Origin of the sequence: Nocardia sp. NPDC002869, from assembly GCF_046764065.1 — a bacterium.
Classification (GTDB): domain Bacteria; phylum Actinomycetota; class Actinomycetes; order Mycobacteriales; family Mycobacteriaceae; genus Nocardia; species Nocardia rhamnosiphila.
In genome coordinates this window covers 1-14,597 of the sequence record NZ_JBKOOL010000019.1, presented here as the reverse complement: position 1 = coordinate 14,597, position 14,597 = coordinate 1, and the positions used below count along the sequence as shown (strand labels likewise).

At 66.2% G+C, this 14,597-nt stretch carries 14 protein-coding genes and 1 pseudogene; 5 read left to right on the top strand and 10 right to left on the bottom strand.

Annotation, left to right across the window (positions count from 1 at the left end; translation table 11 throughout):
• Window positions 1-534: 534 nt before the first annotated feature.
• The gene (locus ACLML9_RS05805) at window positions 535-2,886 is read left to right on the top strand and encodes an arylsulfatase (RefSeq protein WP_411944502.1); all 2,352 of its coding nucleotides are present in this window, start codon (window positions 535-537) and stop codon (window positions 2,884-2,886) included.
• A 47-nt stretch (window positions 2,887-2,933) separates the two neighbouring features.
• A complete protein-coding gene (locus ACLML9_RS05800) occupies window positions 2,934-3,833 on the top strand; it encodes a formylglycine-generating enzyme family protein (protein ID WP_411944538.1) in 900 nt (299 codons plus the stop codon).
• 40 nt (window positions 3,834-3,873) lie between these two features.
• On the opposite strand, the pseudogene ACLML9_RS05795 reads toward ACLML9_RS05800, so the two are convergent.
• The 10 genes and pseudogenes from ACLML9_RS05795 to ACLML9_RS05750 form a co-directional block, all read right to left on the bottom strand.
• Window positions 3,874-3,960: pseudogene (locus ACLML9_RS05795) on the bottom strand (hypothetical protein); the annotation flags it as partial.
• 17 nt (window positions 3,961-3,977) lie between these two features.
• Window positions 3,978-4,376, bottom strand: coding sequence for a PIN domain-containing protein (locus ACLML9_RS05790; RefSeq protein WP_411944501.1), 399 nt, complete (start codon window positions 4,374-4,376; stop codon window positions 3,978-3,980).
• Window positions 4,361-4,624 carry a type II toxin-antitoxin system Phd/YefM family antitoxin gene (locus tag ACLML9_RS05785; RefSeq protein WP_265803556.1) on the bottom strand — a complete coding sequence of 88 codons (264 nt, stop codon included), beginning with the start codon at window positions 4,622-4,624 and terminating at the stop codon, window positions 4,361-4,363. Before ACLML9_RS05785 ends, ACLML9_RS05790 begins: the two co-directional genes overlap by 16 nt.
• 130 nt (window positions 4,625-4,754) lie before the next feature.
• On the bottom strand, window positions 4,755-5,945 hold the full coding sequence (gene tuf, locus ACLML9_RS05780; protein ID WP_030525250.1) for an elongation factor Tu: 1,191 nt from the start codon (window positions 5,943-5,945) through the stop codon (window positions 4,755-4,757).
• A gap of 136 nt (window positions 5,946-6,081) precedes the next feature.
• A complete protein-coding gene (fusA, locus tag ACLML9_RS05775; protein WP_411944500.1) occupies window positions 6,082-8,184 on the bottom strand; it encodes an elongation factor G in 2,103 nt (700 codons plus the stop codon).
• A 126-nt stretch (window positions 8,185-8,310) separates the two neighbouring features.
• Window positions 8,311-8,781: a 30S ribosomal protein S7 gene (gene rpsG, locus ACLML9_RS05770; RefSeq protein WP_030525248.1), complete on the bottom strand. Its 471-nt coding sequence runs from the start codon at window positions 8,779-8,781 to the stop codon at window positions 8,311-8,313.
• A gap of 1 nt (window position 8,782) precedes the next feature.
• Window positions 8,783-9,157, bottom strand: coding sequence for a 30S ribosomal protein S12 (rpsL, locus tag ACLML9_RS05765; protein ID WP_030525247.1), 375 nt, complete (start codon window positions 9,155-9,157; stop codon window positions 8,783-8,785).
• Window positions 9,158-9,568: 411 nt separating this feature from the next.
• A complete protein-coding gene (locus ACLML9_RS05760; protein ID WP_411944499.1) occupies window positions 9,569-10,123 on the bottom strand; it encodes a DUF3558 domain-containing protein in 555 nt (184 codons plus the stop codon).
• Between the two features lie 4 nt (window positions 10,124-10,127).
• Complete coding sequence (locus ACLML9_RS05755; protein WP_411944498.1) at window positions 10,128-10,658, bottom strand: DUF3558 domain-containing protein; 531 nt, start codon at window positions 10,656-10,658, stop codon at window positions 10,128-10,130.
• Between the two features lie 110 nt (window positions 10,659-10,768).
• Complete coding sequence (locus ACLML9_RS05750) at window positions 10,769-11,743, bottom strand: NADPH:quinone oxidoreductase family protein (protein ID WP_411944497.1); 975 nt, start codon at window positions 11,741-11,743, stop codon at window positions 10,769-10,771.
• Window positions 11,744-11,995: 252 nt separating this feature from the next.
• On the opposite strand from ACLML9_RS05750, the gene ACLML9_RS05745 reads away from it, so the two are divergent.
• The 3 genes from ACLML9_RS05745 to ACLML9_RS05735 all read left to right on the top strand — a co-directional run bounded on the left by ACLML9_RS05745 (window position 11,996) and on the right by ACLML9_RS05735 (window position 14,356).
• Window positions 11,996-12,331: a type VII secretion target gene (locus ACLML9_RS05745; protein ID WP_411944496.1), complete on the top strand. Its 336-nt coding sequence runs from the start codon at window positions 11,996-11,998 to the stop codon at window positions 12,329-12,331.
• On the top strand, window positions 12,328-13,458 hold the full coding sequence (locus ACLML9_RS05740; RefSeq protein ID WP_411944495.1) for a transglycosylase SLT domain-containing protein: 1,131 nt from the start codon (window positions 12,328-12,330) through the stop codon (window positions 13,456-13,458). The genes ACLML9_RS05745 and ACLML9_RS05740 overlap by 4 nt, the downstream gene beginning before the upstream one ends.
• Window positions 13,459-13,585: 127 nt before the next feature.
• Window positions 13,586-14,356, top strand: a complete 771-nt coding sequence (locus ACLML9_RS05735) for an acyl-[acyl-carrier-protein] thioesterase (protein ID WP_411944494.1) — start codon at window positions 13,586-13,588, stop codon at window positions 14,354-14,356.
• Window positions 14,357-14,597 lie beyond the last annotated feature (241 nt).

Sequence of the window (14,597 nt, the reverse complement as noted above, 5' to 3'; positions counted from 1 at the left end):
GTGCCTCCAGGGCCCGTTCGGTGTCGGCGGCGAGGCCGGACACCGTGGTCGGGGCGGTCTGTAGCACTACCGCGACCGCGAGCGCTTGGTCCTCATCGAATTGCAGCGGGGGCAGTGTGTGGCCCGCTCCGAGCCGATAGCCGCCGGCCGGCCCGCGGAGCGTGACGACCGGATAGTCGAGCGAGCGCAGTGTTTCGATATCCCGACGGACCGATACCCCGCTCGGGGCAGCGGTCACCGCGACGGCGACCCCGATACTGGCCGCCGCCAACATGCTCGCGCGCAGACACTGAACCGACCGTCCGGCGGCGCGAGCCGGGCTCGCTGTGGTCCGGTCACGGTTCGGCCGGGATCGGGCTACTGTTCGGCTCCGCCTCCGGAGCGAAGCTCTGCAGACCGATAGGCTTACGCAGGCCGACCTGCAGTCGACGACAGCGCCGCAGTTCCTGCTTTCGAGGCAATCACCCGTCCGCTCCCGGCCATGGGGACCTCGGTGATATGCACTGTTGACCCATCACCGTCTTGGAGGTGGTCGTGTCCGAGCAGTTCCGAGGACGTATCGCACTCGATATCCGTGATTCGGTCGCGGACTGGGCGCCGTATGTCGAGCCCACCGCGCCGCAGGACGCACCCAATGTGCTCTACCTGGTGTGGGACGATATCGGCATCGGGACCTGGGACTGCTACGGCGGTCTGGTCGAGATGCCGAATATGCGCCGTATCGCCGACCGCGGAATCCGATTCACGCAATTCCACACGACCGCGTTGTGCTCGCCGAGCCGTGCCTCGCTGCTCACCGGGCGGAACGCCACATCGGTGGGTATGGCGACCATCGAGGAATTCACCGACGGATTTCCCAGTATGTCCGGACGGATTCCGGCAGAGACCGCGCTGTGCTCGGAAGTCCTGTCCGAACAGGGCTGGAACACCTATGCGGTCGGCAAATGGCATATGACTCCGCTGGAGGAAGAAAATCTCGCCGCCTCGAAGCGGAATTGGCCGCTGGGGCGCGGGTTCGAGAGGTTCTACGGCTTCCTCGGCGGCGAAGCCGACCAGTGGTATCCGAACCTGGTCTACGACAACCACCCGGTCTCCCCGCCCTATGCCCCGGAGGACGGTTATCACCTCTCCAGGGACCTTGCGGACAGATCCATCGAGTTCATCCGCGATTCGAAGGTGATCGCCCCCGCCAAGCCCTGGTTTCTCTATCTGAGCCCCGGCTGCGGTCATGCCCCACACCATGTGTCTCCGGAATGGGCCGACCGATACCGCGGACGCTTCGATATGGGTTACGAGAAATACCGCGAAGCGGTCCTGGACAACCAGAAACGTCTGGGGCTGGTACCGGAGGACACCGAGCTGTCGCCCATGAATCCGTACTCGACCGCGACGAGCGCGGACGGCCTACCGTGGCCGGCGTCGGACACGGTGCGACCGTGGGATTCACTGTCGGAGGACGAGAAACGGTTGTTCCGGAGGCAGGCCGAGGTGTTCGCCGGCTATCTCTCCTACACCGATGATCAGATCGGCCGGTTGCTGGACTATCTCGACGAAAGCGGCCAGCTGGACAACACGATCATCGTCGTCCTGTCGGACAACGGGGCCAGCGGCGAGGGCGGTCCGAACGGTTCGGCCAATGAGATGAAATTCTTCAACGGCTATATCGACACCACCGACGACAGCCTGTCCCGCCTCGACGAACTCGGCTCGCCGACGACCTACAACCACTACAGCATCGGCTGGGCGATGGCGTTCAACACCCCGTACAAGCTGTACAAGCGCTACGCCTCACACGAGGGCGGTATCGCCGACCCGTGCCTGGTGTCGTGGCCTGCCGGAATATCGGCCCGGGGCGAACTACGCCACCAGTACCTCAACGTCTGCGACATCACGCCGACGGTGTTCGAGCTACTCGGCATCACCCCGCCGGAAACGGTCCGCAACGTGCCGCAGCGCCCCCTCGAAGGCGTGAGCTTCCGGGCTCTGCTCGACGATCCGGACGCCGACACCGGCAAGCACACACAGTTCTATTCGATGCTGGGCACGCGCGGAATCTGGCATCGCGGCTGGTTCGCCGATACCGTGCACGCGGCGTGCCCGTCCGGCTGGGGGAAATTCGATACCGACCGCTGGGAGCTGTTCCATCTCGAAAACGATCGCAGCCAGCTACACGATCTCGCCGAAGAGCATCCCGAGAAGCTGGCGGAATTGAAAGCGCTGTGGTTCGCCGAAGCGGAGAAATACAACGGTCTGCCGCTCAACGACCTCGACGTCGTCTCCATGATGACGCGTGACCGCCCCACCTACGGCAAGGCGCGGGATCAGGCGGTCTACTACCCCGGCACGGCAGAGGTGGGGCCCGGGGCGGCACTGGAGATCAGTGGCCGGTCGTTCGCGTTGCTCGCGGAGACCACGATCACCAGCACGGCAGCCGAGGGTGTGCTGTTCGCCCACGGCGGCCGGCTCGGCGGACACACTTTGTACCTGGAGAACGGCACCCTCCACTATCTCTACAACTTTCTCGGCGAAGAAGATCAGGTCATGGTCTCCGATCGTCCGGTACCGACCGGTGAGCACATTCTCGGAGTTCGCTACGAGCGGCGCGGAACGCGCTCGGACAATTTCACCCCCACCGGCGAGGCCGTTCTCTATATCGATGAGGAGCCGGTGGGCTCGTTCGCCGATATGCGCATTCAGCCCACCGTATTCTCCGGGGTCGGGGAGGGGGTCCGCGTCGGGCGGGACGGCGGCCGGTCGGTGACCACGCGTTATCGGGCTCCGTTTCCGTTCGCCGGGGGCATCGTGCACAAGGTCGTCGAGGATGTGAGCGGGAAGCCGTATCAGGACCTGGAAATGGCGGCGGCGTCGGCGTTCTCACGCGATTGAGGACCAACGACTCGGCCCCCGCGCCCGGCGCGGACAACCGCCACGGGATGCTCCGGATTCCCGGCGGTGAGTTCGCGATGGGGTCCGCGGATTTCTTCCCCGAGGAGCGACCCGTGCACCGGGTGCAGGTGGATTCCTTCTGGATCGACGCGCACCCGGTGACCAATGCCGCATTCCGGAGTTTCGTCAAGCAGACCGGGTACGTGACCGTCGCGGAAAACGCCCCGGCGGCCGAGGACTATCCGGAGGCGGACCCCGGAAGCCTGGCCGCCGGGGCACTGGTCTTCCGTCCCACCTCGCGGCCGGTGCCGCTGGACGACTGGCAGCGCTGGTGGCGCTATGTTCCCGGCGCGAGTTGGCGCCATCCGCGGGGACCCGGGAGCACGCTGGAAGGTCTCGACCGGCACCCCGTGACCCAGGTCGCCTACACCGATGCCGCGGCATACGCGGCCTGGGCGGGTAAACAGTTGCCGACGGAAGCCGAATGGGAGTACGCGGCCCGCGGCGGCCTGGAGTCGGCCGCCTATGTCTGGGGCGACGAACCGGAACCCACCGGCCGGCGCATGGCCAATATCTGGGCCGGCGAATTCCCGTGGCAGTTCCATCCCGGCCGCGGGCAGAAACCTGTTCCCGCCACCACCCCGGCCGGCACCTACGCTCCCAACGGGTACGGCCTGTCCGATATGGCCGGCAATGTCTGGGAGTGGACCAGCGACCGCTACCGGGACGCGCACCCCCGGCCGTCCTGCTGCGCGCCGCGCAATCCCTACGTCGACCACCCCGATCCAGTGGCCGCGCAGCGGTTTCCCCGGTACGTCGTAAAGGGCGGCTCCTACCTGTGCTCCGCGAACTACTGCCTGCGCTACCGGCCCGCCGCCCGGCAGGGACAAACCGAGGACACCGCCACCTGCCATCTCGGTTTCCGGTGCGTGGTACGTGAACTGTGACCGGCGTTCGAACGAGAAACGGCGCCGCTCCCTTCGGAGCGACGCGACCGGCGCCGACGGTGCGGCCACCCGCGCGGATCACGAAGCGCAGACCCTCGTCCATGGCGACCGGATCGTCGAACTCGACTCACGCCCGTGCCGGCATCACGGCGTTATCGCTGTGACGCCGTCGAGATCACCGAACTTCGCCTTCGTATCGAGGGAAACGACGGCACGACCGGTTTCCGCAGCATGCGCGGCGATGATCAGATCGTGTGCGCCGCGGGGTCTACCCGATCGGCGCACCTGTGCCAGGAGCTGGGCGTGGCGAGTGGCTGTGGCGTCGGTGTACTCGAGGATATCGAGGTCGGCCAGCAGCAAGGCGAGTCGACGGGAACGTTGCGCCGCTCGCTCAGCGGTGTCGGCCAGTTCGATCCCCACCCGGAACGCCGCGACGGTCACTGCGGCTATCGCGAGATCGTCGTCGTCGTAGGCCGTACGGTCGATCGTTCCGCGCTCGTAGGCGATCAGAACACCCGTGTCGAGAATCAGACGCCTGCCCACGGGTCCTCCATGTCGTCGGACACCATGGCAAGCCCCGCCGCGATATCGGAGGCGTAGTCGTCGTCGAACGGTGGTACGTCGGATTCCTCCAACGCGAGCCGCAACGAACGGCCCGTACTCGTCGCGGGCGGCGTCACGGTCGCCACGGTTCGCCCATGCCGGACGATACGAATCGTCTCACCGTGCTCAGCACGGCTGAGCACGGCAGAGAAGTTGCGTGACGCCTCGGCTGCGGACATTGTGACCATGTAATTCAGATTATCTGAATTACATGAGTCGGACTACTTCCGAGCCTGGTCCATATCGCGCATCTGCCATACGGAACGAGAAACGGCGCCGCTCCTTTCGGAGCGACGCCGTTCTCAGCGATTCAGTGAATCACTTGATGATCTTCGTGACGCGACCGGCGCCGACGGTGCGGCCACCCTCGCGGATCGCGAAGCGCAGACCCTCGTCCATGGCGACCGGCTGGATCAGCTTCACCAGCATCTCGGTGTTGTCGCCGGGCATAACCATTTCGGTGCCCTCGGGCAGCGTCACAACGCCCGTCACGTCAGTCGTGCGGAAGTAGAACTGCGGACGGTAGTTGTTGAAGAACGGGGTGTGGCGGCCACCCTCGTCCTTGGACAGGATGTAGGCCTGACCCTCGAACTCGGTGTGCGGGGTGGTGGTGCCCGGCTTGATGACGACCTGGCCGCGCTCCACGTCCTCGCGCTTGATGCCACGGATCAGCAGACCCGCGTTGTCACCGGCCTGCGCGGTGTCCAGCATCTTGCGGAACATTTCGATACCGGTGATGGTGGTCTTGGTCTTCTCCGGGCGGATGCCGACGATCTCGACTTCCTCGTTGAGGTTGACCACACCGCGCTCCACACGACCGGTGACGACGGTGCCACGACCGGTGATGGTGAAGACGTCCTCGATCGGCATCAGGAACGGCTTGTCGGTCTCACGCACCGGGTCCGGGATGGACTCGTCGACCGCGTTCATCAGCTCGATGATGGATTCGCTCCACTTCTCGTCGCCTTCCAGCGCCTTCAGGCCGGAAACGCGCACGACGGGGGCGTCCTCGTCGAACTCCTGCGAAGCCAGCAGCTCGCGGACCTCCATCTCGACGAGCTCGAGGATTTCCTCGTCGTCGACCATGTCCGACTTGTTCAGCGCGACCAGGATGTAGGGCACGCCGACCTGACGAGCGAGCAGCACGTGCTCACGGGTCTGCGGCATCGGGCCGTCGGTGGCCGCGACCACCAGGATGGCGCCGTCCATCTGCGCCGCACCGGTGATCATGTTCTTGATGTAGTCGGCGTGACCCGGGGCGTCGACGTGGGCGTAGTGGCGCTTCTCGGTCTGGTACTCGACGTGGGAGATATTGATCGTGATACCACGAGCCTTCTCCTCCGGCGCCTTGTCGATCTGATCGAAGGCAAAGCTCTCGTTCAGATCCGGGTACTTCTCCGCCAGCACCTTGGTGATCGCTGCGGTCAGCGTGGTCTTGCCGTGGTCGACGTGACCGATGGTGCCGATGTTGACGTGCGGCTTTGTCCGCTCGAACTTCGCCTTCGCCACTGTGTGGTCCTCCTGGACTTGTTGGTGCTTGCAGTTGCAGCAGTGCGGGGGTCATCCCCACGTGCGTGGGGAACTAACGGGTGTACTAACTCCCGGGAGATCCGGAGCAGGTGGGCTACCTGCTCCGGAGGGGTACTTACTCGCCGGTCGCCTTGGCGATGATCTCCTTCGACACGTTGGCCGGAACCTCCGCGTACGAATCGAACACCATGGAGTAGTTCGCCCGGCCCTGGGTCTTCGACCGCAGGTCACCGATGTAACCGAACATCTCCGAGAGCGGAACCAGCGCCTTGACGACACGGGCACCACTGCGTTCCTCCATGGCCTGGATCTGGCCACGGCGGGAGTTCAGGTCGCCGATCACATCGCCCATGTACTCCTCGGGCGTGGTGACCTCGACCGCCATCAGCGGTTCGAGGATCACCGGACCGGCCTTACGGGCCGCTTCCTTCAGCGCCTGCGCGCCGGCGATCTTGAACGCCATCTCCGAGGAGTCGACGTCGTGGTACGCACCGTCGAGCAGGCTCACCTTCAGGTTGACCAGCGGGTAACCGGCGAGCACACCGTACTGCATGGCGTCCTGTGCGCCCGCGTCGACCGAGGGAATGTATTCCTTCGGCACACGGCCACCGGTGACCTTGTTCTCGAACTCGTAGGTGGCGCCGTCTTCACCGACGAACGGCTCCAGCGCGATGATGACCTTCGCGAACTGACCCGAACCACCCGTCTGCTTCTTATGGGTGTATTCGAGCTTCTCGACCTTCTTGGTGATGGTCTCGCGGTAGGCCACCTGCGGCTTGCCGACGTTGGCCTCGACCTTGAATTCGCGCTTCATCCGGTCGACCAGGATGTCCAGGTGCAGCTCGCCCATACCGCCGATGACGGTCTGACCGGTCTCCTGGTCCAGCTTCACCGTGAAGGTCGGGTCCTCTTCGGCGAGCTTCTGGATCGCGGTGCCCAGCTTCTCCTGGTCGGACTTGGTCTTGGGCTCGATGGAGACCTCGATGACCGGGTCCGGGAAGGTCATGGACTCCAGCACGATCTGGTTGTTCGGATCGCACAGGGTATCGCCGGTGGTGGTGTCCTTCAGGCCGATGACCGCGTAGATATGGCCGGCGCTGACCTGGGGTACCGGGTTCTCCTTGTTGGAGTGCATCTGGAACAGCTTGCCCAGCCGCTCCTTCTTGCCCTTGGTCGCGTTGATGACCTGGGCACCGGAGTCGACCTTGCCCGAGTAGACGCGGACGTAGGTCAGCTTGCCGAAGAACGGGTGCACCGCGATCTTGAACGCCAGGGCCGCGAACGGCTCGTCGGCGCTCGGCTTACGGGTGATGATCTCGTCTTCCTTGCCGGGCACATGCCCCTGCACGGATTCGACATCCAGCGGCGAGGGCAGGTAGTCCACGACGGCGTCGAGCATGGGCTGCACGCCCTTGTTCTTGAACGCCGAACCACACAGCACCGGGTACAGCTCGGAGTTGACCGTCAGCTTACGAATGGCGCCCTTGATCTCGTCGATCGAGAGCTCTTCGCCACCGAAGAACTTCTCCAGCAGGGCCTCGTCCGATTCGGCGACGGTCTCGAGCAGTTCCTGACGGTACTGCTCGGCCTTCTCCAACAGATCGGCCGGGATTTCCTGGACCTCGTACTTCTCACCGAGCTTGGTCTCGCCGGTCCAGACCTTGGCGTTCATCTCGACCAGGTCGACGATGCCCTCGAAGGTGTCCTCCGCACCGATCGGCAGCTGGATGACCAGCGGCTTGGCGCCGAGGCGGTCCTTGATGGTCTGGACGGTGAAGTAGAAGTCCGCGCCGAGCTTGTCCATCTTGTTGACGAAGCAGATCCGCGGCACGTCGTACTTGTCGGCCTGCCGCCACACCTGCTCGGACTGCGGCTCCACACCCTCTTTGCCGTCGAAGACGGCGACAGCGCCATCGAGCACACGCAGGCTGCGCTCCACCTCGACGGTGAAGTCGACGTGGCCGGGGGTGTCGATGATGTTGATCTGGTTCTGGTTCCAGAAGCAGGTCACCGCCGCGGAGGTGATGGTGATGCCGCGCTCCTGCTCCTGCTCCATCCAATCGGTGGTCGACGCCCCGTCATGGGTTTCGCCGATCTTGTAATTCACACCGGTGTAGAAGAGGATGCGTTCGGTCGTAGTGGTCTTGCCCGCATCGATGTGGGCCATGATGCCGATGTTGCGGACCTTGTTCAGGTCGGTGAGCACGTCCTGTGCCACGGAAATCTTCCCCGCTCGTAGCTAGTTGGGATTTTCGCCGACGACCGTACGGCCGTCATATCTGTCAAAGCGGAAGCGGAAGCTTCCGTAAGCCTCCCGGCCCAGGAGCGATGGGCCGGGCAGACATCACCAGCGGTAGTGCGCGAAGGCCCGGTTCGACTCGGCCATCTTGTGGGTGTCCTCACGACGCTTGACCGAAGCACCGAGGCCGTTGCTGGCATCCAGCAGTTCGTTGGCCAGGCGCTCGATCATGGTCTTCTCGCGGCGCGCCCGCGAGTAGTTGACCAGCCAGCGCAGCGCGAGAGTGTTGGACCGGCCGGGACGAACCTCGACCGGAACCTGGTAGGTGGCGCCACCCACGCGGCGCGGCTTGACCTCGAGCGCCGGCTTGACGTTGTCCAGCGCGCGCTTGAGGGTGACGACCGGATCGGTGCCGGTCTTCTCGCGCGCCTGCTCCAGCGCGCCGTACACGATGCGCTCGGCAGTGGACTTCTTGCCGTCGAGGAGAATCTTGTTGACCAGCTGGGTCACCAGCGGCGACCCGTAGACCGGGTCGTTGATCAGCGGACGCTTGGGAGCGGGGCCCTTGCGAGGCATATCAGCTCTTCTCCTTCTTGGCGCCGTAGCGGCTGCGGGCCTGCTTGCGGTTCTTCACACCCTGGGTGTCGAGCGAGCCGCGGATGATCTTGTAACGCACACCGGGGAGGTCCTTCACACGACCCCCGCGCACGAGCACCATCGAGTGCTCCTGCAGGTTGTGGCCTTCACCGGGGATGTAAGCCGTGACCTCGACCGCGCTGGTCAGCTTCACACGCGCGACCTTCCGCAGCGCGGAGTTCGGCTTCTTCGGGGTGGTGGTGTACACGCGGGTGCACACGCCACGACGCTGCGGGCTCCCCTTGAGGGCCGCGGTCTTGGTCTTGGCGACCTTGTCGCGGCGACCCTTGCGGACCAGCTGGTTGATGGTTGGCATATACCGGCTTTCCTTTTATCGGTTATGGCGGTGTCAGGGCTGTTCATCGAGCTTTCACCCGCACGTCCAACCACGTTTCTCGCGTCCCGAGGTCGGGCGTGTCGCGCGCAGTTCAGGGCCCGATTTACAGGCACGCTGGAATCGTCAGCCGCTCTCGCTGGCCTACGTCTACGCTCGAACTTGCCCGTATCCTTCCGGGCACAGCGGTCCACTGTACTCGGGCGTAGTGAATAGGGTCAAAACCGGGGTGATGTTGTGATATGGCGGGCCGGACACGGGCCCCTCGGAGTTCCGGCTCTCGGCCCCTCCCGGGCATTCTCGCGTTCCCTACTCAACCGCCGGATGCCGCCGCTTTGTTCCCGGGTCCACCGGGTCTCCCGGGGCAGCACGGCGCGCCGCATCGATGCGGCGCTACCGGGCGATATTGAGCGTGAGCTCGAGCAGTTTCTTGGCGGCGGCGCACGGGTCGGCCGTGCCGCCCGAGGAGTTCACCCACCAGCCGATCACCCCGGAGTCGGCGGCGCTCGCGGTCATCCCGCACGAATTCGGGTCGTTCGGCCGCCGGACCTCCAGCGCGATCGTCCCCTGCACGGTGGTTTTCGTGCTGGTGTAACCGAGTTTGTCGTTGGTCGCCTGCTCGGTGCGCAACGACCCGTTCTCATACCAGTTCAGCGTGAGCATTCCGGAGCCGCCGCCGATATCCCACATGCAGACCGCACCGAAGAACGAATCGCTGATATAGGTGTTGCCGCCGAGTGCGTCGATGATCTGCTGTTCGGTCACCACTTCGCATTCACGGAGCAGCTTGTCGATGTGGTCGGTATCCACCGATTCGCCGCCGCCGACCGGTAGCGCGGTCCCTTGGACGGTACTGCCGCAGCCGGCGCCGAGGACCGCGACAACCAGCAGGACCAGTGTGGCGGCGGCGGTACGCAGTCGCCGGTGACGGGTTCGCAGACGTTGCATCTCTTCACTCCAGCCGCTCGATGGTCAGTTCCGCCAGCGCCCGGCTGCGATCGCATGGATTACCGCGGTCGGTACTGAACGAACCCAGCGAGGTCGACCATTCGAAGAAGTCGTCGTCGAGCTGGACAGCGAGATCGCAGATGGTGCCGGTGGGATCGAGCGCCGCGAAGCCGTTGCGGCCGCCGACGGTGATCGGCTCCGGCGGACGGCCGTGCGTGGTGACCCAGGCCTTCTCTCTTTCCAGTGGGCTACCCCGATACGAGGCGAAGGTGATCGAGGCGCCGCCCAGTCCACCCGACTGCCAGTTGCAACCGACCGCGTTCTTGTACGACTGGACGATCTGCCGCAGACCCCCTACGTCGCGTACCTCGTTGTCGGTGACATGTCCGCATTCCCCCACGAACGGACCGAGCGCGGCCACCTTCGGCGCCGGCCCCCGCGGCCCGTCGGCTTCCTCGGAACTCTGGCCGGATCCGCAGCCCGTCAGAGCAAACGCCGCGGTTAACCCGAGGACTAACGCCGACCTGATCCGCATGCCGTGCACAATACCGACGAAAGATCGCTCCCGGCGGCGGTGCAGGTCGCCGGTGGTTTCCGGAGCCCGGGTGGTCCGGCACGCGGCTCGCGCACCGCGGCCGGACGCATTCAGCGAACCGTGACCACGACTTTCCCGGTGGCGGCGCGCTTTTCCAGCGAGGCCACCGCCTGCGCGGCCTGTTCCAGCGGGAACAGCACCGCCTGCGGCGCGGCGATCTTGCCGGCCGCGAACAGCGGCTCGACCTCGGCCCACTGCTCGGCCAGGTACCCCGGGTGCGAGAGCATCCATTCACCCCAGCCCGCGCCGACGACCTCGACATTCTTCAGCAGCAGCCGGTTGACCTTCACCGTCGGGATATCGCCGCCGGTGAAGCCGACCACCAGCAGCCGGCCGCCGCGGGCCAGCGAGCGGATGCTGTCGGTGAAGCGGTCGCCGCCGACCGGGTCGAGCACGATGTCGACACCGCGATTGTCGGTGAGTTCTCTGACCCGGTCCAGCCAGCCGTCGGTGAGCACGACATCCGTGGCGCCGTGCGCACGGGCGACCTCGGCCTTCTCCTCGGTGCTCACCACCGCGATCACCCGGCCGGCGCCCAGTGCGCCCGCCAGCCGCAGGGTGGAGGTGCCGATCCCGCCGGCGGCGCCGTGGACCAGCACGGATTCACCTTCGGCGAGGCGGCCGCGGTTGCGCAGGCAGAAGTGCACGGTGAGATCGTTGAACAGGATTCCGGCGCCCGCCTCGAAGGAGATGTTGTCCGGAAGTTTGAAGACCATCTCGGCGGCGGTGCCGGCGACTTCGGCCATGGCGCCGCCGAGCATGGTCAGGGCACAGACCCGGTCGCCGGGCCGCACATGCGCCCCCTCGGGAGCTTCGCGCACCACACCGGCGACCTCGCCGCCGACCACGAACGGCAGCTGGGGTTTCATCTGATAGAGCCCGCGGGTCATCAGCACGTCGGGGAAGGCCACCCCGGCGGCGTGCACATCGATCACCACGCCGCCGGGCAGCGGCCGCGGTTCCGGGATGTCGACGATCTCGATCGCTTCCGGCCCCTCGAGTTTGCTGACCTGAGCTGCGCGCATATGCCGACCTCTCTGTTCGCCGACCGGCGGTTATAGATACGCGCCAGTCGATATGTACCAATCCACCGTCCTCATCAACTTAATCGGCGCCACCGGTACGAGTCCATCCCCCGCCCGGGCCGCGGCCGGACCGCACCGGCGCATACGAGCGCCGCCGCCGATCGATCACCGCTGGTCGAGCACGCCTCGGGGAGGGCATCGTTTTGTTAGGCTCGGCCGCGAGAGCAACGGGTGGGAATCCTTGGGGGATAGATGAACGAAGACGATACGAGCGCGCCCGGCACGACGGTCCGGGTCGATCCCGGGCTGCTGCGCGGTTTCGCCGGACGGCTCGACACCGAGGCGGACGCCGTCACCGCACTCGACACCGCCGGGGTGTTCACCGCGGCCGCCACCGCACTACCCGGCACCGGCTTCGGCCCGCCCGCGCAACGCGCCGCCGATCTCACCGCCGCCTGCCTGCGCCGGGTGAGCGACCGGCTCACCACGATCGCCGACACCCTGCGTACCAGCGCGGGCGACTACGAGATGACCGAAGCGGAGGTCACCGCGGCGCTCACCACCGTCGGGGCGGAGACCGCGGTATGACCCTCACCCTCGGCAACGTCGAACAATGGCAGGCCGATCACCTCATCGCGGCCGCCGCCCACGCGACCGCGCTGGCCGGCCGCCTCGACCAGCTCACCGGCGCGGCGGTCACCGATACCCGGGCGATGGACTGGACCGGTCCCGCCGGAGCCGCCGCGAATACCCGGATGGACACCGAACGGACCCGCACCGGCGCGGTGAGCGCGGCATTGCTGAAACTCGATACCGCGTTACGCGCCGAAGTGGCCAATCTGATCGAGGCCAGGAACAAGGTCCTGCTGATGCGCGACACCGCCCGCAATACCGCGCAACCACCGCTACCCGCGTTCGAGGTCGCCGACGACGGCACCGTCAGCGCCCAGGCGCGGATCGACTACCTGCGCCGGACCGCCGGGGATACCGCCGAGTCGCCCGAGATGCAGCGCACCGAACTGGGCCAGCGACTCGTGGCGGCCTCGCATCAGTGGCATATCGTGAACGCCCTGAAAACTGCCGCGGACACCGCGGACCGGGCCGCCACCCAGGTGCAGCAGGCCGTCACCGAACTCGAGAACGCCTACAGCACATTGGGCGAACCGGGCCGCCCGCCCGCCGCCGCGCCCACGGTCCCGGCCGCCACCGCGCCGCCGTCGACCGGCGACAGCCCGCAACCCGCGTCCGGCTACCCCACCACCAGCGGCTCGCCGACGAGTTCGCTGATGGGCGGCACCGACAGCGGCGCGGGCGGCCCCGCGCTCTCCGCCGGAAGCGCCCCCACCGCCATGCCCACCGGGGACCAGGCCGAATGGATCGAGGAAGCCATCCGCGTACTGCGCGAGAACGGCTACGACATCGACGATTCCGAGGCCGCCACCATCGCGCTGATCATCGCACGCGAATCCGGCGGCAATCCGAACGCCATCAATCTGTGGGACAGCAATGCCGCGGCCGGTATCCCGTCGAAGGGTCTCATGCAGACCATCGACCCGACCTTCAACTCCTATTCGCTGCCCGGTCACGGCGATATCTGGAATCCGGTGGACAACATCATCGCCGGAACCAGGTACGCCATCGAACGGTACGGTTCGCTCGGCAATGTGCCCGGGGTCGTCGGGGTCTCCGACGGCACCGGCTACGTCGGATACTGACCGCCGCCACACGCCGAGCACAGCGAACCGACGGCTCGGCGTGGCGCGCTGACACACGCCCCGTAAAGTCGTCTCACAGGAAACACGCAGAAGTACCGCGGCCCAACCCGCCGCGCGAGGAGCACAAGTGTCACTCGATCAGCCACTCGCCCCGCTTCCCCAGGAGGGCATGGGGTTCGTCACGGCGTGGCCGGTGCGAGCCGGCGACGTGGACCCGTACAACCGTGTACGCCTCGACGGTGTCGCCCGCTACCTCCAGGACATCGCCTGGGAACACCTCCAGCAATCGGTCCTGGCACAGAGCGACCCGAGCTGGATCATCCGGCGCACGGTCATCGACGTGGTCCGCCCGGTACTGTGGCCCGACCACGTCCATCTGCGACGCTGGTGTTCGAGTATGTCCACCCGCTGGGCGAATATGCGGGTACGCATCACCAGCGACCGGGGCGGCCTGATCGAAACCGAAGGTTTCTGGATCAATATCAACGAGTCGAACAATATGCCCGCCCGGATCAGCGACGCGGGCTTGGCCTACCTCGCCCAGACCACCGCCGAGCAGCGACTCCGCTGGCGTCCCTGGCTCACCGACCCCACGCCGCCCGAATCCGACACCGACCTGCCGTTCCCGCTGCGGGCCACCGATATCGACCAGTACAACCATGTGAACAACACCTGCTACTGGCAGGCCGTGGAGCAGTATCTCGTCGACTACCCCAAACTGGTCAGCGGCCCGCACCGCGCGGTCATCGAATACGTCGCGCCGGTCCTGGCCCGGCAGCACATCAGCGTCCGCAGCCGCTACGAACCGGGCGACCGGACCACGGGCCGCCCGACCCTGCGCCTGTGGTTCGTAGTGGACGGGATCACCACGACGATCGTCCGTATCGCGCCGCTATAGACCGCGAGAACCGAGCGGGAGTTGGCGGTGGTGGCGGGGCGACCGGGAAACTCGGGAACCGGGCGTGCGACCGGGAACCCCGGGAACCGAGCGTGCTTGTCGGCGAAGGCGGGGCGTATGCGGCCTGCTCGTGAAGGTGCTGTGTTTTTTGGCGCCGCCTGCGGCGTCGCGGGGTTGAGGCCCCCTTGGTCTCGCCGTTTCGGCCTCGAGACTCGCGCCTGCGGCGCATGCGCTTCGAGGC